19 protein-coding genes and 1 tRNA gene are annotated in these 21,317 nt (G+C 40.8%); 7 read left to right on the forward strand and 13 right to left on the reverse strand.

The window, feature by feature from the left end:
* Positions 1 to 9 precede the first annotated feature (9 nt).
* The 5 genes from C8N29_RS13785 to glpG all read left to right on the forward strand — a co-directional run bounded on the left by C8N29_RS13785 (position 10) and on the right by glpG (position 5,079).
* Positions 10 to 801, forward strand: coding sequence for an ABC transporter ATP-binding protein (locus C8N29_RS13785; RefSeq protein WP_107866654.1), 792 nt, complete (start codon positions 10 to 12; stop codon positions 799 to 801).
* 96 nt (positions 802 to 897) lie between these two features.
* Positions 898 to 2,121: a hypothetical protein gene (locus C8N29_RS13790; protein WP_107866655.1), complete on the forward strand. Its 1,224-nt coding sequence runs from the start codon at positions 898 to 900 to the stop codon at positions 2,119 to 2,121.
* A gap of 275 nt (positions 2,122 to 2,396) precedes the next feature.
* Entirely contained in the window at positions 2,397 to 2,996 is a 600-nt protein-coding gene (locus tag C8N29_RS13795) for a class I SAM-dependent methyltransferase (protein ID WP_107866656.1), read from the forward strand.
* 160 nt (positions 2,997 to 3,156) lie between these two features.
* On the forward strand, positions 3,157 to 4,209 hold the full coding sequence (locus tag C8N29_RS13800; RefSeq protein WP_107866657.1) for an aminopeptidase: 1,053 nt from the start codon (positions 3,157 to 3,159) through the stop codon (positions 4,207 to 4,209).
* 18 nt (positions 4,210 to 4,227) lie between these two features.
* Entirely contained in the window at positions 4,228 to 5,079 is an 852-nt protein-coding gene (gene glpG, locus C8N29_RS13805; protein WP_107866658.1) for a rhomboid family intramembrane serine protease GlpG, read from the forward strand.
* 87 nt (positions 5,080 to 5,166) lie between these two features.
* Here the strand turns inward: glpG and C8N29_RS13810 are convergent, their stop codons facing one another.
* From C8N29_RS13810 to C8N29_RS13825, 4 genes are all read right to left on the reverse strand, one after another.
* On the reverse strand, positions 5,167 to 5,523 hold the full coding sequence (locus C8N29_RS13810; RefSeq protein WP_107866659.1) for a roadblock/LC7 domain-containing protein: 357 nt from the start codon (positions 5,521 to 5,523) through the stop codon (positions 5,167 to 5,169).
* 260 nt (positions 5,524 to 5,783) lie between these two features.
* Entirely contained in the window at positions 5,784 to 6,185 is a 402-nt protein-coding gene (locus tag C8N29_RS13815; protein ID WP_170106997.1) for a roadblock/LC7 domain-containing protein, read from the reverse strand.
* Positions 6,154 to 6,741, reverse strand: coding sequence for a GTP-binding protein (locus C8N29_RS13820; RefSeq protein WP_107866661.1), 588 nt, complete (start codon positions 6,739 to 6,741; stop codon positions 6,154 to 6,156). Before C8N29_RS13820 ends, C8N29_RS13815 begins: the two co-directional genes overlap by 32 nt.
* Positions 6,742 to 6,753: 12 nt before the next feature.
* Positions 6,754 to 7,797, reverse strand: a complete 1,044-nt coding sequence (locus tag C8N29_RS13825) for a hypothetical protein (RefSeq protein ID WP_107866662.1) — start codon at positions 7,795 to 7,797, stop codon at positions 6,754 to 6,756.
* A gap of 1,012 nt (positions 7,798 to 8,809) precedes the next feature.
* Between C8N29_RS13825 and C8N29_RS13830 the strand changes: the two genes are divergently transcribed.
* Positions 8,810 to 8,885 (forward strand) — tRNA-Asn (locus C8N29_RS13830).
* 239 nt (positions 8,886 to 9,124) lie between these two features.
* Here the strand turns inward: C8N29_RS13830 and C8N29_RS13835 are convergent.
* From C8N29_RS13835 to C8N29_RS13875, 9 genes are all read right to left on the reverse strand, one after another.
* Positions 9,125 to 9,832, reverse strand: coding sequence for a DUF481 domain-containing protein (locus tag C8N29_RS13835; protein WP_107866663.1), 708 nt, complete (start codon positions 9,830 to 9,832; stop codon positions 9,125 to 9,127).
* A gap of 129 nt (positions 9,833 to 9,961) precedes the next feature.
* Positions 9,962 to 11,401: a deoxyribodipyrimidine photo-lyase gene (phrB, locus tag C8N29_RS13840; protein ID WP_107866664.1), complete on the reverse strand. Its 1,440-nt coding sequence runs from the start codon at positions 11,399 to 11,401 to the stop codon at positions 9,962 to 9,964.
* A complete protein-coding gene (locus C8N29_RS13845) occupies positions 11,402 to 12,355 on the reverse strand; it encodes a MerR family transcriptional regulator (protein ID WP_170106998.1) in 954 nt (317 codons plus the stop codon).
* A 58-nt stretch (positions 12,356 to 12,413) separates the two neighbouring features.
* On the reverse strand, positions 12,414 to 12,824 hold the full coding sequence (locus tag C8N29_RS13850; RefSeq protein ID WP_107866666.1) for a nuclear transport factor 2 family protein: 411 nt from the start codon (positions 12,822 to 12,824) through the stop codon (positions 12,414 to 12,416).
* Positions 12,821 to 13,597, reverse strand: a complete 777-nt coding sequence (locus tag C8N29_RS13855; protein ID WP_107866667.1) for an SDR family NAD(P)-dependent oxidoreductase — start codon at positions 13,595 to 13,597, stop codon at positions 12,821 to 12,823. The genes C8N29_RS13850 and C8N29_RS13855 overlap by 4 nt, the downstream gene beginning before the upstream one ends.
* Complete coding sequence (locus C8N29_RS13860; protein WP_107866668.1) at positions 13,594 to 14,127, reverse strand: DUF3833 domain-containing protein; 534 nt, start codon at positions 14,125 to 14,127, stop codon at positions 13,594 to 13,596. The genes C8N29_RS13855 and C8N29_RS13860 overlap by 4 nt, the downstream gene beginning before the upstream one ends.
* Positions 14,128 to 15,342, reverse strand: a complete 1,215-nt coding sequence (locus C8N29_RS13865; protein WP_107866669.1) for an SAM-dependent methyltransferase — start codon at positions 15,340 to 15,342, stop codon at positions 14,128 to 14,130.
* The gene (locus tag C8N29_RS13870) at positions 15,339 to 16,094 is read right to left on the reverse strand and encodes a DUF1365 domain-containing protein (protein WP_107866670.1); all 756 of its coding nucleotides are present in this window, start codon (positions 16,092 to 16,094) and stop codon (positions 15,339 to 15,341) included. Before C8N29_RS13870 ends, C8N29_RS13865 begins: the two co-directional genes overlap by 4 nt.
* A 10-nt stretch (positions 16,095 to 16,104) precedes the next feature.
* Positions 16,105 to 17,370 carry an NAD(P)/FAD-dependent oxidoreductase gene (locus tag C8N29_RS13875; protein WP_107866671.1) on the reverse strand — a complete coding sequence of 422 codons (1,266 nt, stop codon included), beginning with the start codon at positions 17,368 to 17,370 and terminating at the stop codon, positions 16,105 to 16,107.
* Positions 17,371 to 17,913: 543 nt separating this feature from the next.
* On the opposite strand from C8N29_RS13875, the gene C8N29_RS13880 reads away from it, so the two are divergent.
* Positions 17,914 to 21,317 (forward strand): beta strand repeat-containing protein (locus tag C8N29_RS13880; RefSeq protein WP_204509363.1); only part of this gene is annotated, 3,404 nt, incomplete at its 3' end.

The following is a 21,317-nucleotide window of genomic DNA, read 5'->3' on the forward strand; positions in this document are numbered from 1 at the left end:
AGGTGTACGATGAACAAGTATGTAAATATTGAAAATGTCGCCATGCGTTTTGAAACCAAAAAAGGAACGTTTGAAGCGTTGCGTGACATCAATTTGACCATTGCCGAAGGCGAGTTTGTCTCGTTAATTGGCCATTCTGGATGTGGCAAATCAACCTTGTTGAATTTAATTGCAGGTCTGACTTTGCCCAGTGACGGTTATTTGTTTTGTAATGGCCGTGAGATTGCAGGACCTGGCCCTGACCGTGGTGTTGTCTTCCAAAATCATTCATTATTACCGTGGTTGACCTGTTTTGATAATGTTTATTTAGCCGTTGAACGGGTGTTTGGCGATAAAGAAACGAAAAAACAATTACAAGAGCGTACCCATGCCGCCTTAAAGCTGGTCGGCTTGACGCATGCAACGCACAAATATCCCAAAGAGATTTCGGGTGGTATGAAACAACGGGTAGGTATTGCCCGCGCCTTAGCGATGAAACCACAGGTGTTGTTGATGGATGAACCCTTTGGTGCCTTAGATGCACTCACACGTGCACATCTACAAGATGAGTTACTAAAAATTGTTGCAGATACTAAAGCAACCGTCGTCATGGTCACCCATGATGTGGATGAAGCCGTCTTATTGTCAGACCGTATTGTGATGATGACCAATGGCCCTTCGGCGACGATTGGCGAGATTCTCACCGTCGATTTGGCAAAACCACGAGACCGTATGCAGTTAGCTAACGACGCGCATTATCACCATTTACGTTCGGTCGTCTTAGAGTTCTTATACAAAAAGCACTTACGACCCGCCGCTTAATTCGTTCTCGTCCGTTGTATTAGCACAGAGGGCGATGGCATTAGCCATCACCCCTTAGCGTAGCTTTGCCTAAATTTTGACAAAAGGTACTTTATTATGAACAAGTTACTTGCCATATCCATCAGCGTTGCCACATTATTTCCCAGTTTAGCTTTTGCCGATGCCCAAGAATTGATGACAGCCATCAGTAGCGGTAAGGCGGCGATGGACGTTCGTTTGCGTACAGAATGGGTTGATTTTACTACCACAAAAGAAGCAACTGCTATTACTGTTCGTAGCACATTGGCCTATAAAACGGCTGATTATCAAGGATTTACAGGTTTTATCCAATTTGAAGATGTAACGAACTTAGGTAAAGAAGATTATAACAGTACCCTTAATGGTAAAACCCAATATGGAACGATTGCTGACCCATCACTGACTCAAGTAAACCAAGTTTTTATTGAGGCTTATGGTGCAAAAGTGGGGCGTCAAAAAATTGTCTATGACAATGCCCGTTTTGTTGGTGATGTGGCGTGGCGGCAAAATGACCAAACCTTTGATGCTGTTACGTATACCAATAAAGTGTTAATACCAAGTACTACGTTGAACTTGGGGTATGTCAATAAAATACATAATATTGTGGGTAAAATTATTCCTGTATCTGCCCCGATGTTAAATGTGCGTTATAGCCACGTTGCAGGTGATTTTGGTGTTAATGCCAGTGCCTTTTATTATGGTGTTGAATACGATGCAGTAGCGGCAACTAATGCAAATGTTGCACAGAATGTATCTCCTGCTGGCTCTTTTCAACATATAGGCACCAAAATAGATGGTTCTTTTAAGGACTTTTTATATGAAGTCTCTTTTGCGCAACAATCTGAATATGCGGATGCAACCCCTGTAGGAACGCCCGATGCTAATTATATAGACTTGCAACTGGGTTATAATTTGGGGCCTGTTACAATCAAACTGCAACAAGAACTTTTAGAAAAAGGCTTTAAAACCCCCTTAGCTACTCTGCATGCGTTTAACGGTTGGGCAGACAAATTTTTGATAACTCCAGTTAACGGTTTAGAAGATACCAATATTAAAGTATTAGCTAAATACGCTGGTTTAAACGTTGTCTTAGCAGGTCATAGCTTTAAGACTGACACAGATAGTATTACTTTAGGTACTGAGTTGAACTTTTCTGTGGCTAAAAATATCAACAAAAATCTTTCTGTCATGCTAAAAGGCGCAGTTTATGAAGCGGATACGGATGCTAAAACATTGACAACAGATGCAGGACTTAAAACGGATACTAAAAAAGGCTGGGTACAAGCCATGTATAAATTTTAATGACGCCAGAGGATAAATTAAAAACAACAAGAAAATAATAAAATAATATACCCCGTACTTGCCGTCAATCGACGGCATTTTTATTGCTTTTTTTTTAACATTATCACAAAATCAAACGAGTACCAGCGTACTAATCACACATCAAAGCGCTATGGCGAGAGGGCGGATGTGTTAAATGCTTGGCTTATCGTGTGGTCTATCTGAACATAAAACAATCATAAGATAGGTCTGTGCACAATCGGCAAGCACCATAATCAAAAAAACAGGGTTGTATAATGACAAAAAAATTTATTCACATTGGCTGTGGCAAAAAAAATAAATATGGCACAGCGAGCGGGTTTGCAAATGAAGCATGGCATGAAGTAAGAGTTGATATCTCGGCGGCATGTAAGCCCGATATTCAAGCTGATATGTTAGATATGCATATGATTCAATCTGGTGCGGTTGATGCCTTATTTTCTTCGCATAATTTAGAGCATGTGTTTCCTCATCAAGTCCCTACAGCCTTAGCCGAATTTAAGCGCGTACTCAATCATGAAGGCTTTATGGTCGTTGGCTGCCCAGATTTAGAAGCCATTTGCCAACATATTTTAGATGGTAAACTGATGGAACCCATGTTTGAAACTAGCTCTGGCCGTATTGCCCCCATCGATATTATTTATGGCTGGCGCGAAGCGCTAGCGAAGGGTGAGCATTATATGGCGCATAAATGTGGTTTTACGATGGACTCCTTAATCGCCCAAGTGAGAGCCGTTGGCTTCAATAGTATTATTGGCAAGCGTCGAGGCGGTAAATATGATGTATGGATATTAGCCTCAAATAAAAAATGCACATCCGATGAGCTTAAACAGTTAGCTGAGCAATATATTCCGTAGTCTAGGCAAACGCTGACCTTGACAAAGACTGTTATAGCAAGCGTGTTGTGTCTATTCTTGAGCCTATCAAAATTCGAATAGACATGACCCTATAGGCCGTTTAGCATGAATAAAAATGGCGCAATTTCATGCTAATCTTTGCTAAAACGGAAATGTCTTTATGTCAGCATCTAGCTCGCTAAGCCGACCTTGGCGAACGCTTTTATTCGTGGTCTTAGCCATTAGTCTGAGTGCTTGTCAATCCATCAACTATTATCAGCATGCTGTCAAAGGCCAATGGCAAATGATTAGCCAACGCCAATCGATTGATAAGTTACTCATACAAACACCATCCCCGCAATTACAACACAAATTGCAAACAATTCAAAAAATTCGTGACTTTGCACAACAGCTCGCATTACCAACACGAGGACAGTACGATACCTATGTTGATATTAAACGACCTTATGCAATGTGGTCTTTGTCGGCGACACCCGAGTTGTCTCTACAACTAAAAACGTGGTGCTATTGGTTTTTTGGCTGTTTAAGTTATCGTAGCTATTTTGATGTACAACTGGCACAAGCTGATGAACAACGACTGATATCGCAAGGTTATGAAACCTATATCAGTAACGTATCGGCATTCTCAACCTTAGGTATGTTTAGGGACTCCGTACTCAGTAGCCAACTTCAAAAATCGGAACTAGAACTGGCGGAGTTGATTTTTCATGAGTTAGCGCATCAGGTGGTCTATGCCGATAATGACCCTGTCTTTAACGAGAGTTTTGCCGAAGTGGTGGCTATGGAGGGCTTAAAGCGATTTTTGGCAGATAAACCTGCATTGTATGCACAACATCAACGCCATAAGTATAAACAACAACAATTTGTCACCTTAGTTCTAGACTATCGTCGGCAACTCGCTAAGTTATATCAAAGTGACCTCACAGCAGATAGCAAAAGGCAACACAAACAAGAATTACTACAACAATTGAGACAAGGTTATGAGCAGCTAAAAGGAACACAGTGGCAAGGTTATACAGGGTATGATGCGTGGTTTACCACGCTAAATAATCCAAAACTCAACAGTGTTGCCATTTATAATGCATTGATTCCTGCATTAACAGCACTACTTGCCGCAGAGGATTATGATTTAGTGAAGTTTTATCAGCGTTGTCAACGCTTAGCCGCTTTACCTAAAAAACAGCGTGACTATATACTGAATTTGTCGATATAAACCTAAGAGTACCCATAGATGATAGAACTTGCCGCATTTAATGAGCATCGTGTTGCCTTAGCGTTTAGTGATTACCTAAAGTCCTTAAAAATTAATAACCATATTGAAGTTGAACCTGACCGTTTTGCTATTTTGGTCTTAACAGAAGAAGACCTGCCAGTAGCAGAGCAGGAGTTAAAAGTCTTTCTCCAAAATCCGAATGATGCACGTTATTGGCAAGCCTCGTGGCAAACGGGTGAGGTCATCAAAGAAAAACTCCATGATTCTGCTTTTAGTGTGCAAGATGTCATAAGTAATTTATGGGCGCGTTCGGGCGTAGTCACATTGATGATAAGTGTAGTGTGTATAACGACTTTTATAATATTTGCCTTGTTGGGTAAGCCGGTGTTTGATGCCTTGAGCTACCCAGAAAATATAAAGCACACGCATGAATATTGGCGGCTACTCACGCCAGTATTTTTGCATTTTAGCTTGTTACATCTGCTATTTAATTTAATTTGGTGGTGGGATTTAGGTGGGCTAATCGAACAAAGTCAATCTAAAATGCAGCTAATAGGCGTGTTTTTAGCCACGGCGTTATTGAGTAATTTTGCCCAATCTTTTTATGGGGTAGGTTTTGGTGGCTTGTCGGGCGTGGTATATGGATTATTAGGCTATATTTGGCTTTATCCCATCCTTAATCCTAAGGTTGGCTTTCGTTTGCGACCTGCGATTGTGATTTTTATGATTGTATGGTTAATGATTGGTTATAGCGGCATATTAGATAATGTACTTGGCCAGTTTGCTAATTCAGCCCATTTAATTGGCTTATTAACAGGCGTTGGATTAGGTATTGCCTTTGGTTTACTACATCGTTTTGCAAAAAATTAGTCTACTATTTGTTAAGCCTGTCGAAGAGGATAGCTCTTCGACACAGCTCAAAGCATACGCTTAAACTTTCTGATTCACACGCGTGAATTAAGAGAAATCTAAGGTTTTTTCGAAGGATTTTAACTCGTGGCGAGCCATCGCTAAGTTAGCGCGTTTACGGTCTAACACGAGATAAATAAACAAGCTACGATTGCTTTCTAAAGGACGAATTAAATGATAGGCTTTACCTAAGGTAATTAAAATATCTTCAATATCGTCATTTAAGTTAAGGGCACTCGCAACACGACGTTTAGCGCGTACCACCTCAGCATTACCAGCCGCTGCGAGGTCTAGGTCAACACCGCCACCTGCTTTGGCCATTGCCAAACCACTATCTGAATCAACTAAAGCAGCAGCAACAAAACCATCAATATCTGATAAGGGTTCAATAGTAAACTTAGCCATAATGTTATCCTCTATTTTTTGACTTTAAGTTTTAATAACCGTAGAAATTACGGTGTTGTTTGACATTTTGCCCATTCTACACAGTGATATGAAGAGGGAGCTTCCTACGACTAGACGGCAATGCCTTGCCGCACATCTCTCCTAGTCATGAAGACATTCCTGTTGGGAGAGATGCTGATTCCTCCATTGCTATTTTCTATTACATAGAAGTTTATTAACAATAAAGGGGGGAACTTTTAGCCTCACGACCGATAAATACATTAATCTTTTTTGAAGGCAGCCAATTTATTGGCACCGACACGGGTCACACTATGTAGCATACCCAAATTGGTACTTTGGTCAGCAATCGCAGTTAAGACTAAGGACTTACCAAAACGCTGGGTCACAATCATACCTTCAGAGTTTTGCACAATCACATACTTACATAAATTTTGATTGGCCTCTTTAGATAAACTTTCACCCAACGCTAACATGGAACTCGTCATCGCCGCTAAACGTGTATCTTGCATGTTGGCACGAAATAAAGACGTTACTACATGGCCATCAACCGTAGAAATTAACAAACCAGTAATGCCATGACATGAATCCATCATTTCATGAAATACTTCATGTATTAATGCTTTGCTCGACTCAGAGAGAGAGAAGCGCGTCGTGATATTCATTATCATCATCTCCAATATTCATATTTGGCTGATTCATTTCAACAACCGCCATTAACATATCTAATAACATTAAAACATCTTCTTTTTTGCGTGGGTCAGCTTCCATAATTGGTAGTACAACCCCAAAGTCACTCAGTACATCTTGAAATTTATCAATACTGGGGTCAGGGTGGGTTTCCCAGCGGGTGATAGCCACCACAGCACCCGCGCGTTCAATAAAATCCTTAAAATTCGTTAAATACATTGTTAAATCAGAAAGTGGATTTGGGCGGCTGTTATCAACTAAAATAATGAGTCCTAAGCCACCTGTGACCAAAATTTCCCACATGTGTCTAAACCGTTCTTGACCTGGTGTACCATAAAGTAAGATTTTTTCACCACTTTCTAAAGTAAACTCACCAAAGTCCATGGCGACCGTTGTCCCTTCTTTAATATCTTGCAGCTCATCTGTGGTTAACATATCCGTACAGATAGGGGGATAGTCACTGATTGAGGTAATGGCAGTTGTTTTTCCTGCACCCGGTGTGCCCGTAAAAATAAACTTCAGCTCACCCATATTATTGTTATCCTATAGTCCTAAGCGTTGACGGATTCGACCGAACAAGCCGCCTATTTTGCTTTCTGTCTTTGCAGGTGGAGGTGGCGGTGCATCCACTGCAATTGCCGCTTTTGGCTCCATTTGTATAGTCCTCGCAATAGAATTTGTCGAGGGTAATGCGGCTTCAAATAGTAATAAATTTTGTGCATGAACGGCATTGAGAAAACCAATCAATTCACTGAGGCCTAAGGAAAGGTCTTTCGCTGCCAGTTGTAAAGTCGCTTTACGCTTAGAAAAATAAGCCGAGACCTGAATCAATGCTTTGGTATTTTTGCTATTCAAAAATTGTGGCCACTGTTTGATTTGGAATAATGAACTGTCTTGTAACTCGGATAAGAGTTGAGCATCTTGTTGTTGAATCGTGAATTCATAGAAAAAATCAGCGAATGTCACGGTTTTTAAGGGAATATTGTCAGGCAACAATGCTAAAGGGTTGAAATTTAATTCATGACCAGACATGAAGTTGGCATAATTAAAGGTATCAGGTAAAAATACTTTTTTGCGGTCATTGTCTATATAGATGAAGCTGCTTTCAACCTGTACTTTGATGGTGCATTTAGGATGTTTACGCAAAATCTCTAAAATTGTGTCGAGGTGATTCGTAGTGTACACGCTTTGCGCCAGTTGAATAGCGGCTAAAGAAGGACGGGTGACATCTTTGATTTTAGGCAAATTACTTTCACTAACGCCCAGCATACAATCATCTAGAGCAGACAGTAATTGCATGAGGTCTCTAGAACGTACGGGCTTAATCAGAAAGAACGGCAAGTGCTTAACTTTTTGATAGTCACGACTAAAGCCGACCGTAATCCGATTGTTAAAGACATCTGGTACGGGCAAATTATCATCGTAATCGAAAATAATAACATCCGATTTCCCTTCGTCCAAGAAGTCCCACTGAATCAAACTATTGTTGCGATGGCCAATATTAATAATATTGAATAGCGACTTAAGCAACATGATTTGTTGCTCTTGGCTCGATACGCAACTAATAGAATGTACTTTAGCGCCCATAGCAGACTCGCTATTTTATAAATTACAAATAAATATGTTAGAAATAATCGGTTGGCTGTGATACTTAGAATTGCCTATTGGGAGGAGGGGTATCCAATAATAAAATAGAAATTTTCATCATAGTGATCTCTTTTTTAAGCACTTCCGTATATCCATAATTTAAATATGCGCCTATTTAACGGTCTTTTCAAGCACCAAAATCCAATTTGTAGTGCTTTTTATTCAAACTTGTTACATAATGTAAAAAACATCAATATCTTTAAAAATCAAATGCTTAGTTCGTACAATGTGATGCTGAAGATGCGAACATCTTGGAAAAAGCTAAAATAAGTGAAGTAGAACTATATGGCTACTTGTTTCAGTGATTTTTTGAATGATATCTCCCAAATTACCACAATATTTTTCGTGCTAAATTCCTATCATCTATACTTTAGATTAAATATGGACGCTACAGTCATGCTGATTTCTGTTACCAAGTCTCTTTATAAAGCAACAAAAAACAATATAATTTTGACGAAGTGTTTGTTTTTGAAGACCAGTGACATAAGTCATATTTTTATGTTTGAAAAATAATCTGTTTAAGTCCAGTTATCAAAAAACTCAGTAAAAGTATTTAGGGGTTATAGTGAGTGTCGTAGCCATTGAAACAGAGCGAGTATGTTTTCGTATGCCACTAGAAGAATCAAATGATGATATTTTGGGTTGCGTTAAAAGCGCATCATACTGTGTGACAAAACTGGCGAATAGAATCACTATTGGCTGAGTTTGGTGCCTTGTCTGAGGCGATTTTTATCAGTAACGCGGCTAACACGCAAAACGTCAACAGACCCTAGTATGTAAGAGTGGAGAGGGGGCAGACTAAATATTTAGTCATTTTTGGGTACTAAAAATACGGATTCTGATTGAAAAATTAGCAATAAGTCTTTGATTGTGCAATAAATGTTCAAATGATTAAAAGAGACTATTGACCTATTATAAAAAATCTATATTATACCGCCTCACCGAACGATGTTCCCCAATAGCTCAGTCGGTAGAGCAACGGACTGTTAATCCGTGTGTCCCTGGTTCGAGTCCAGGTTGGGGAGCCATATTAAGCTATAAGACCTAAAGTCTAGCACTTAAAAGCCCATAATTAAAGAATTATGGGCTTTTTTGTTTTTGGGTTTATTACATGGGATGTCATGCAGTGGGTGGCAATATCAGCTAATACATCGAATTTAATTCAAGATGATTAAAAGGTGTTTAACGGCGCCAAGAAGTGAAAACGCGGCGCCTATGGTGTCGTGTCAATACAAAGAGCAATAAAAATCTATTGATGAGACCCTATTTAGAACTGATAATTAAGTCCAATACTGAATACGCCTTCACGTGTGTTTTTTTCACCATCATCATGCTTATAGTCGTGGTTAATACTCAGGGCAATCACTTTGGTGATGTTTTGTTTTAACTGATTATTGACGCGTGTAATGGTGTTATATTCCCCAGCTTCTACCGTTCCCTTATGAATGAACTTGGTATGTGGATTGATTTTCCAGTCATAATCCCAGCTAAATAACGCAATTGCCTCATCTTTAGGCGGTGCAAAACGTAGCTCACTGTGACGGATACCAGGCCCTGTTTCGATTTTCAAGAAGTGTGCTTCGGTTTTGACTAATTCACGGCCTAAACCTAATGAACCAAATGCTTGGTATTCTGAGGCACTTAGCATATCCTTTTCCCATTGCAACCTTAGTGTAAAAAAGTTTCGCTCAGCAAAAAAATGACGTGCTTTGTAAGCCGCTAAGTAGCGTTCGCTATCGTTGGTTGTCGGCACTTCATCACGAACACTTAAGCCTTCTGCACTAAAAATTTGAATCCAATAATCACCATTATGAGTGAGTGAGGTCTTGCCTCTGAAGGTTTCTTTGCTGCCACTGGTAGAGCCCATACTGCTTAAGTAGCCCATATCAAGCATACCTTGCCATATTTTTGGTGGTTCATCGGCAAGACTATAAAGGCTATAAGTGCTTAATAAAAAGAAGGCTAGAAAACGCATAATAATCTCTTGGTATTCCTAAATTGGTGGCTGGTAGTGGCAAAGAAAGAATGCTTCTTTGTCGCTATCAACAGCCAAGTCGTGTCTTAAAAGGCCGAGATTATACGAAATTTAGCGATTTGATGTGCGCTATCCACCGTCAATTTGCTTTAAGGATTGAAAGTGCTGAATAGTTTCAGCGCTGGCGGTCTTATGATTTACCATGGGGGTGGGATAGTTGAGTCCTACTTGAAATTGTTTAGCATGTGGTTCGTGGATTTGCTTATCGTCTAAATGCGCTAACTCGGGGACAAATTGGCGAATAAACGTACCTTGTGGGTCAAATTTTTCACTTTGGCGGGCAGGATTAAAAATACGAAAATAGGGTGCAGCATCATTTCCTGTAGACGCGCTCCATTGCCAGCCACCATTGTTAGCAGACAAGTCACCATCAATCAACCGCTCCATAAAATAGCGTTCGCCCCAGCGCCAGTCTATAAACAAATCTTTAGTTAAAAACATGGCGGTCACCATTCGCAATCGATTGTGCATCCAGCCTGTGGTATTGAGCTGACGCATGGCAGCATCGACTAATGGAAAACCTGTCTTCCCGTCACACCAGCGTTGAAAGTCCGCTTCATCATGTCGCCATTTGAGCTGTCTGGTTTCTAAGCGAAACGGTAAATGCTTACAAACCCGCGAAAAGCCAACCATAATGTGCTTATAAAAATCACGCCAAATGAGTTCACTAATCCAATGGTCAATGTCTTTACTGGCGCCATAATCTGCCGCCTCTAGCGTGGCGGCTTGATAACATTGACGTAGGGATAAACTGCCATTTGCTAAATAAGGTGATAATCGACTGGTATGGTTGAGAGCAGGAAAGTCACGCTCTTGTTGGTAACGGCGGATATGATGCCGACAAAAGTCGTGTAAACGTGTTAAGGCGACTTCTTCGCCAGCAGGCCATTCTTGCTGTGCGAATGCTGGACTAAGGTGCGAACTGAACTCACTCAGCACGTTAGGGACAACAGAGGACGTCAGTGGGCAGGAAATTCGTTTTTGCGGTGCAGGGTAAACGACAACAGCTTGACGCTGTACCGCTTGTAACCACGATTTTTTGAAAGGGGTATAAACGGAATAATATTTACCTTCGCCTGTTAATAGGGTGCTGGGTGCGACAATACATTGGTCGTGGTAGCCGAAACAGTGAATACCCGCTTGACTGAGTTTTTCTTTAACCGCTAGGTCACGTTTGCGTTCGTTGATTTCATATTGGAAATTATAGTAAACAGCCTCAATGTGATGTTGTTTACAAAAGTCAGATAAATCGTCAATTTGGCTATTAAAATGGGGGCTATGACAAATGATTAAAGGAATATTTAGCGTGGCCAAGGTTTGACTCAAAACAGTTAGTGTTCTGAGGTCAAAGTCAACACGGCAACCTGCCATTTGGTGTTGTTGCCATTGTTCGGTGCTGATAAAAAACAGCGCAATCACCTCCGCTTGTGGGTCTAAACAAGCGGAGTGTAATGCTGTGTTGTCAATGGTGCGTAAGTCAGCACGAAACCAAATTAAGTGACGTGCCATTTACGCTGCTCTCATTCCCTTAAGACGACGCCATTGTAAAACAGCCTGCCGAATATGTTGTAAGTCGGGAATGATTTGTACGCCATCAATATGGCGACGACTGTGGTTTACACCCGCACCGCCTGCCCAGATATTGACTGACATGGGTAATCTAAAGCGCAACTCTTCTAAAAAGTCGATAGCACGATTGGTCGGATAAGCGCCACTAAAAGACAAAATCACAATATCCATTTTACTTTTTTGCACGCCTTGCACGATTTCTCGAATCGGCAGTTGCGCTCCAAACGAAACGGCATCTACATTATCTAGGCGCAGCAAGGCTTCTACCATCAATGTGCCAAGTGTATGTAACTCTTCGGGCGCGGTCGTCAGCATAATACGTGGGCTGGCTGTGGCAGGTTGTAAGTTACCAATACATTGTCGGATTAAATTTTGCACTTCTTCGGTATATAAGTGCTCTTCATGAATTTCGATTTTGCCCGAAATCCACGCATCACCGACAATGGTATTAGCGTGCTGCATTAAGTCTAAAATAAAGGACTGTAAACCCATACGAATCAACTGATGGTTGAGGTACTGACGGATTTTATGTGGCTCACGGCTTTTAAGTACGGTTAATAAATCTGTCGCTAAGTTGTTAGGTAGCGAAGGGCTAGGATTGCCTGCACTAGAGGATAGTAATTCTTCTAAAGCGGGCATTTCCATATTGATGATTTTGCCAGGTCTAAAACCTGCATCTAATAAACGACGAATTAGACGTAATTTATTGATTTGTTCGGCAGGGTAAACACGGTCGCCTTGTTCATCGCGTTGAGGTTTAGGAAAGTCATAACGACGCTCCCACATTCTTAATAGCTCTTTAGAAATGCCTGTTTCACGCTCAACAGCGTTGATGGGTAATAGGGAATTCTTGTTGTCACTTAAGGGTAAAATAGATGCAACGACGGTATTCATGGTCTTCTCCAGCTCGGCATTGACGTGCACATCAGAAAGTTGTGAGCACATCAATTAGTTAGTGGCCGATTTTTTTAAGTTGTTTAAAGACGTAACCAATCACGGGTAGTTTTTCGTATAGCTCCTCAGCAGCGTCCCAATAGTCACGGTGATAAGTGACTAAGCCCGTCTCATCAAATTTGATGTGGGAGCTGCCTTTAATCTGTAAGCGACGCTGTCGTAAGCTAAAATCAAAATGCCAAACGATGAATGTACTGTTGGATTGACTAATGGTTTCCTCAATGACAAAACGTGGGTTTTGTAATTTTTCAAACATATTGGCAAAGAGCTTTTTTAACTCATCGCGTTGGTAAAACTCATTAAAAGGGTCTTTGAAGTAGCTGTTGGCATGATAAATAGTGGCGATGTCCTCTAAAGAGGTCGGGCTAAGTTGTTCAAACCATGCTACCAAACGGTTTAAGTGCGTCATGATTTTTGCTCCACGCGAGCCAATAAAGGCAGTTGTAAGCGATAGGGCAAGCGACGAATCAGCTTTAGACTATTGGTAAAGCGCTTGGGAAAGTGAATTTCAAAGTCGCCCGCAGCAAATCCTTGGATAATCGCTTCGGCTGCTTCTGTTGGACTGATGAGTGCAGGCATCTTAAAGTCATTATTGGCCGTTAACGGTGTTTCTACAAAACCCGGATTGATGACCGTGACATTAATGCCTTTAGGGTGTAAATCTAAATACAGTGTTTCACATAGGTTAATTAAAGCGGCTTTGGTCGGGCCATAACTGAGTGATTTGGGTAAGCCCATATAACCAGCCACACTGGCGATGACGGCAATCGTACCTTGTTGGTGCGCCAGCATGTCGCCAAGTACGGTTTCGATGATGTGTAAGGCCCCGCCATAGTTGGTCATCATCATCGCTTTCATGCGTGCTGACGATAGCTCCCATGCGCGCATGGCTTGGTAGTCGGCAGCACAAAAGATAACCACGTCTAGCCCTTGCCAAGCGGTGATAATCTGTTGATACGCCTGTTGACATTGCTCAATATCGTTAATGTCGAGACCAAGCGCGAGGCTATTTGGATAGCTTGCTTGAAACTGTGCTAAGGCATGGGTGTTACGAGCGCTCACGGCGATGCGTGCACCTGCTTGGGCAAGTTGTTGTGCTAAAGCAAGGCCAATACCTGAGCTAGCACCAACCAGCCACACCCGTTGTTGTTGCCAAGAGCTAATAGGACGGTTAAGACTCATGGATTGCTCTTCCTAAAAAATAAGGTGACTTCGCCTAACTTGAAGCCAAATTTAGACATTGTGGCACGGTTAACTAAGGTCTGACTGTCGTGCAAATACATCCAGTCATCAAATTGCACATGGTAAGTTTTACCATTTACGGGCAGTGCTAACGTGTAATGCCAGTTAAGCACCGAGCCTGCAACTTGTCCTTGAGCGACGCCAACAACGTCAGATGCACGCCCTTGATATCGACCTTGACCTAAATCGGTTAAATACCAGATGCGTTGTTGTTTAGTTCCATCGTCATAGCTGAAGTTTTCAACTAACTGACCTTGAGTCCCTTGCCATGTCCCTGTCATTTGTACCTGAAAGCGTTTTACCAGTGTGCCCGAACGGTCTTGAAACTGTCCCCATGCTTGCAACTCACCATTCAGAAATTGTTTGAGGTCTAAGCTGGGCTGCGAGGCTTGATAGTGTTCAATCTGTTGAGATGAACAGGCAGTTAAGCTAAGTGCAGTCAGTAAAAGCGCGGGCGCACGGTAGTTCATTTATTGATGCTCTAAAACCAGTTGATAAACATCGGTACGTTGAGTCAAAAAGCCAGCTTCACAGTACCAATAGTAAAATCGCCATAAGCGAATAAAGGCTTCATCAAAACCTTGCGCACGAATTTCGTGCAGGTGTTGGTCAAATTGTTCACGCCATTGCGAAAGGGTGGCCGCATAGTCCAAACCAAAGGCGAAACGGTCTTTAATGCTTAAGTGTGCTTGTTGACTTTGTTTGTCGAGTTGCTCGGGTGAAGGCAGCATGCCACCAGGAAAAATGTATTGTTGGATGAAGTCCGTTTTTTGACGGTAGCTCGCAAAACGCTCATTGGCAATGGTGATGGTTTGAATCGCGGCACGACCACCTTTCTTTAGACAGCTAGCCACTTTGCTAAAGTAGCTTGGCCACCATTCTTCGCCAACGGCCTCCAACATTTCAATCGACACAATGGCATCGTATTGACCCTTGAGGTCACGATAATCTAGAAATTCAAATTGGACTTTACCCTCAGCAGCCGTATTTTTGATGCGTGCTTTGGCATAGGCTAATTGTTCTTTAGATAAGGAAATGCCTGTGACAAAACAGCCATAATGACAAGCGGCATACTCGGCAAATGCGCCCCAGCCACAACCAATTTCGAGGATATGGTCGCCAGCTTTGACATTTAATTGTTTGAGCATACGGTCGTATTTAGCGTATTGGGCTTCTTCGAGATTAAAACGTGTATCGCTAAACAAGGCAGAAGAGTAAGTCATGGACTCATCTAACCATAAACGATAAAAGCTATTACCAATATCGTAATGTGCATGAATATTCTTTTTACTATTAGTGCGGGTATTACGATTAAAATAGTGACGGATACGATAAAACAACGTGCCTAAAAAATTGCCATATAGGGCATTGTCTAAGGCTTTTTCGTTATGTAGCGCAATTAACAACACATCTAACATGTTAGGGCTATCAATCCAGCCATCACGGTAAGCCTCCGCAACGCCGATATCACCACTTTGCATAATTTTTTGGATAGCTGCCCAGTTTTTAATATCCAGCGTGGCATGAATCCCCGCTTTTTTACCTGTAAACACATAAGTCTCACCATTAGGCAGGCTCAAGTGCATCGTGCCGTTGTCGAGTCTTTCTAGCATTTTGACAAACAGTGTCGCCTTAAGTGGCATGCTGGACTGTTTGAGGGTGACGCTGTAATTATTAGTACTCATGAACTGATCTCCAAAGAAGGCTTCGTTGGCTTACGGTAAAAGTGCGCGCCTTTACGCCAAAGTTTTAAGGCTTGCCAATGAATACGCAGGACAACTAACACAGTTGACCAACCGAGGTGCAGCAAAGATTTAAGTAAATTAGAAGCAGATAAAGGCATGGCTTTACCTGTGACCACAGTTTTCAGTTTTAATTCTTGATGTTGCCAATAATTAATGCTGACAGACCGTTGTTGTCCTTGTTGATAAAAACGAAAACGATATTCGCCTTCGACGGGGAAAAAGGGCGAGACATGGAATATTTTTTGGCATTGCAGCGCCGTCGTTGAGCTAATCACAGCCTGTTCGGGTGCAGTTAATAAATAACAGTGCCGTTCACCAAAGGTATTATTGACCTCACACAGTACCGCACGCAGTTGTTCGTCTTTATCGTGGCAGTACCAAAAACTGACAGGATTAAAAACAAAACCCAAAATACGCGGTTGTGTTTGTAGCCAAATATCGCCTTGGCAAAGCGTGTTTAATTGATGGTCGGCAAGAATACGACGAACCCACTGTTCGCAGTCACGGGTGTCGCCGTGGTCGGCCTCATGAAAGCTAAACAAATTAAAGCGGTTGTAACCAAAACAAGCGTTTTTAAGCTCTTGACGTGCAGAGAGTGGAAAACATAAAAACAGGGCAGGGTACTGGAAGGCGTGTGCTGCCAAACCTAAGCGTTTATGCGCTACTGTACCTGTATAAAGCCACTCATTCATGCCGATGCCCCTAGAGTATCGCTTGCCAAGGAATATTGGCGTTGAGTAATTTGGCCACCCGTAGACCTGCTTTTAGGCCATCCTCGTGAAAACCATAGCCCGTCCATGCGCCACAGTAGTACACACCACCTAGTCCCTGAATGGCACTGAGTTTTTGCTGAGCATCGTAGGCAGCCGCATCTAATTGTGGGTGTGCATAGTCAAATTCAGCCAAAATGGTACTTGGCTCAATCGGCTCAGGGGGATTAAGGGTGACAAATAACGGGGTGCTAAAAGGCAGGGGTTGTAGTTTATTTAACCAATAAGTCACTGCAACAGGACGCTGACGGTCTGGTGTTTTGGCAGTATAGTAGTTCCATGCCGACCATGCTTGACGACGTGCGGGCATCACGCTTTGGTCGGTATGTAAATAGGCTTTATTAGGCGCATAACGTACCGCCGATAAAATGGCTTGCTCTTGTGCCGATGCATCAGCCAATAAAGACAAGGTTTGGTCACTATGACAGGCCATGACAACCGCATCAAAATGCAGTGATTCTGTTTGCGTATGTACAATCACTCCATGAGCGCTACGTTCCACCTTTGTAATAGCAGTGTTTAAGCGTACATCACCGATACCTGCACATAAACGTTTGACATATTCGCGTGAACTGCCTTTCACCGTCAACCATTGAGGACGATTGTTGACTTGTAACAAGCCATGATTAAGACAAAATTGCAAAAAGGATTGTGCAGGAAAGTCCTCCATGCCCGCAGGGGGGGTTGACCAAATAGCTGCACCCATCGGCAGCAAATACCATTCGGCAAAGGCTTTACTATAACCGCCAACTTGAAGTAACTGCCCTAGTGTATACTGATGCTTTTGCGCTTGAATTAAGAGTTCGGGTGCCTCTTTGTTAAAGCGAAGAATATCTTTAATCATCAACCAAAAAGAAGGTCGTAATAAATTACGTTTTTGGGCAAATAACGTACCAATATTACTGCCTGCCCATTCAATATTTTCATGTGGTAAACGCACACTGAAGCCCATATCCGTATTAGCGTATTCAACACCTAACACCGCAAATAAATTTAATAAATTGGGATAGGTTTGTTCGTTAAAGACTAAAAAGCCTGTATCCACAGGATAACGCAAACCATCCAGCGTCACATCTACGGCGTTACTGTGACCACCCGCATAGTGTTGTTGTTCAAATACAGTCACTGCATGTTTATGCGCTAATAACCATGCACAACTAAGTCCTGAAATACCTGAGCCAATGACTGCTATTTTCATAAGAAATGTACTATACAAAATGTGTTGATACTGTATATATAGCACAAAAAATAAACTTTATGTTTGTTTTGTGCTATACAAAAGATAGACTAATTCCCCATTAACAACACTGAACAAAGATATGACAAGTTTTTTTGTCCTATGAACGACCACTTTGCCTATTCTTCCAAATTCTTTTTGCAGTATGACAAGCACTTACAAATAACCTTGTCATGTAAAAAAGGTAGGGCTTACGCCATGCGCCGTTATCTTTATTAGCGGTTCTTAGAGGAGAAAGTGCTAGCTAAAGAAGGCGTAAGCCCTAAACCGATGCTGTTTTGTCTTAAACAAAATCGACTTGCTGTTATTCATACGCAAAGAAAAGGGAATTGGATGCAAAAAAGAAAATTTTTATCTAGAGAGAATTTAGTTGTCTCTGACTTGAGACTTAATATAAAAAAAATTATAGTTAGATTTTGTATAACAATTAAACACTCATCAAACTAACGTTTGATACCAGACAATACCCCTGACTTTTCTGATTCGCCCTTGAGGTAATTGTATATGACGACTATTAACGGCACCTTAGACAGTGATTTTTTACTGGGTACGGATACAACTGATGAGATTTACGGTTTCGATGGTGACGATACCTTAGATGGGGGTCTAGGCTCTGATACGCTCATAGGAGGTGCTGGTGATGATAGCTATATTATTGATTTGACGGATACTGTCGACGAGAAATCTAGTGGCGGAATAGATACCATCAATGTGAGCGCTAGCTATTCTATTTTTACTCTCGCGCAGGTCGAAAATCTGCGCTTAACAGGTAATAGTCTCAGTGATGCGACAGGCAATTTCTTAGCAAATCTAATAGAAGGCAATAGCGCAAATAATCGGCTGACAGGCGGATACGGTAATGACACGTTAGTTGGAGGTCTTGGCGTAGATACCTTAGTTGGCGGCTTTGATAACGACACATATTGGCTTGACAATGAAAGGGATGTTGTTATTGAAGAAAACTCTATTGTTAGGCTTAGTCTCTCTAGTACGCAAGCACAAGCAAATGGAGCAAGTCAAAATGCGACTTTTTCTGTAGACGGTACAAAAGTCGTTTTCACAAGTACAGCGAATAATTTGGTTGCTGGTGATACAAATAACGTAGCAGATATTTTTATTAAAGACTTAGTGACAGGAGTTGTTAGCTGTGTCAGTAGAGATGCTAGCGGCAATCAAGCAAATGGAGCAAGTCAAAATGCGACTTTTTCTGCAGACGGTACAAAAATCATTTTTACCAGCACAGCGAATAATTTGGTTGCTGGTGATACAAATAACGTAGCAGATATTTTTATTAAAGACTTAGTGACAGGGGTTGTTAGCTGTGTCAGTAGGGATGCTAGTGGCAATCAAGCAAATGGAGCAAGTCAAAATGCGACTTTTTCTGTAGACGGTACAAAAGTTATTTTCACAAGTACAGCGAATAATTTGGTATCTGGCGACACAAATAGTGCATCTGATATTTTTGTAAAAGATTTACAAACGGGTATTGTTACCCGTCTTACAACAAATAGTCAGGGTATCCAAGCGGATGGAGATACTTATGAATATAATCTTTCTGCGGATGGTAAAAAAATAACGTTTAGTAGTTATGCATCTAATTTAATAAATGGTGATACTAACTTTTCTTTTGATATTTTTGTAAAAGATTTACAAACGGGTTTGGTCTCGCGTGTGAGTACAAGTACTAATGGGACACAAGCAAATTATGAAAGCTATAGGCCAATATTTGCACCAGACGGACAAAAGGTGTTATTTCAAAGTGCAGCCAGTAATTTAATTGTAGGAGATAATAATAATGCATTAGATTATTTTGTTAAAGATTTAAATACGGGGGAATTAATATGTGTGACTAGAAATGTGACTGGCCAAATTGCGAATGGTGAAAGTCAATACGCTATTTTTTCTAAAGATGGCAAAAAAATTATATTTGACAGTTACGCTAGTAATTTAGTAAGCGGAGATACTAATAGTACTTCTGATATATTTGTAAAGAATTTAGAGAATGGTGATGTTATACGAATTAATCTTGCTAATAATGTGCAGCTGAATAATCAAAGTATTATGCCTGTACTCTCTAATGATGGAGGAAAGCTTTTATTTACGAGCAGTGCAACTAATTTAGTGGCTGGAGATAGTAATAATGCTAGTGATATATTTATTATAGACTTAAATGATGGCCATGATATTGTATATTCTAGTGCAGGCCATTTTTTAGAGGATAATGTGGAAAATCTCACCTTAATAGGTGATAATCCTATATATGCCATAGGGAATGGATTAAATAATATAATAACAGGCAATGCTGGGAATAACGCCATTGATGGAGGTGTAGGAATAGATACCTTAATCGGTGGGCAAGGTAATGATACTTATGAAATTGATAATGTTAACGATATAGTCATTGAGAATGAAAATGAAGGGATTGACACAATTAATGCAGCATTTAGTATGTCATTAGTGAGTTTTAGTAATGTTGAAAATCTATTCTTAAGTAATAGGCAAACTCAAACTAATGGAACAGGTAATCACTTAAATAACGTATTAAGTGGTGCGACGAACAGTAATAATAGTCATAATGTACTAGATGGAGGTGCTGGTAATGATACCTTAGATGGCGGATCTGGTATAGACACGCTGATTGGCGGTACAGGTGATGATACTTATATTGTTGATAGCACAACGGATACCATCACAGAATTATTGGCTCAAGGGACTGATACTATTCAGTCTACAGTGAATTTTTCTCTATCTTCTATACTACATGTTGAAAATATTAGCTTAAAGGGGCAGGCATCTAATGCAGTAGGTAATAGCTTAGATAATGTGTTAATTGGTAATTCACTCAATAATACCCTATCAGGGATGGACGGAAATGATACTCTCATTGGAGGGACGGGTATTGATACCTTAGTAGGGGGTGTAGGAAATGATACATACTTTGTGGATAGTACATCAGATACTATTAACGAGTTATCTAATCAAGGAATAGATACCATTAATGCTAGTGTGAATTTTTCCTTGGAGAATTATACCAATATAGAAAATATAACCTTGTCAGGTATGGCTAGCGAGGCTATAGGTAATAGTTTAGATAATATTATTATAGCAAATTCAGCAAGTAATATTTTAGATGGCGCATCTGGTATTGATACTGTTTTGTATAGTTTAAGTTGGTCTAACTACTTTATAGAGAGTCTTGCTGAGGGGGCTCGGATAAAAATTAATGATGATATAGATATATTAAAAAATATAGAATACATTGGCTTTAATGGCCATGTCTTATCTATTTTGGAGGCTATAAATGATGCTCCAATCGCATTTAATGATAATGTCTCTGAGTTGTTAATTGAAGAAGGAATTGGGGAGACGGGAATCAGCATACGTACAGGTAATGTGCTTACTAATGATACTGATGCAGATTTATTGTTATCTATTGGAGAAATATTAAGTGTTTCAGGAGTTTATAATAGTAGTGTTGGTTTTGTAACAACAGGGCGCTATGGCGATTTAGTGTTAAATTCGGATGGTTCTTATAGTTATATATTAAATAATAACGATATAGATACGCAGTCACTTGTGGCAGGCCAGTCAGTCATAGATAGCTTTACCTATACAATCACTGATATTCATGGTTTAAGTAGTAGTGCCATCTTGACATTTAATATACAAGGTAGTGACGATGTAACTTATATCACAGGAACCGCAAATAATGACGATTTGCTTGGTACAGATACTAATGACAATATCGATTCTTTGGCTGGCAACGACACGCTGAATGGAGGAGGTGGTGCCGATACCTTGTTGGGAGGCATGGGTAACGACGTTATCATGGGCAATGAAGGGGATGACAATATCGATGGCGGCGCGGATGCTGACCTGATGTCTGGCGGCTTAGGGAATGATGTTTA

Origin of the sequence: Agitococcus lubricus (genome assembly GCF_003051055.1) — a bacterium.
Classification (GTDB): domain Bacteria; phylum Pseudomonadota; class Gammaproteobacteria; order Pseudomonadales; family Moraxellaceae; genus Agitococcus; species Agitococcus lubricus.